Here is a 211-nt window from a genome sequence, read left to right on the forward strand (position 1 = left end):
TGGCGGTGAGTTCCTGTTGGGTGGTTTCGACCTTGCGGGCGCGGGTGCGGACGGATCGGCTGGCCCAGTCGAGGCCGCGCAGTTCGTCGAGGAGGGCGCCGCGGATGCGGGTGGTGGCGAAGCTGCCGAAGGGGATGCCCCGGCTGGGGTCGAAGCCTTTGGCGGCGTGGGCGAGGGCGGCCATGCCGGCGGAGACGAGGTCTTCGCGGGA

General features: G+C 72.5%; 1 protein-coding gene. It reads right to left on the bottom strand.

Annotation, left to right across the window (positions count from 1 at the left end; all coding sequences use genetic code 11):
- The coding region (locus OP18_RS50985; protein ID WP_281179599.1) for a sigma factor at positions 1–211 on the bottom strand (211 nt) is incomplete at both ends.

Origin of the sequence: Dactylosporangium aurantiacum (assembly GCF_000716715.1) — a bacterium.
Classification (GTDB): domain Bacteria; phylum Actinomycetota; class Actinomycetes; order Mycobacteriales; family Micromonosporaceae; genus Dactylosporangium; species Dactylosporangium aurantiacum.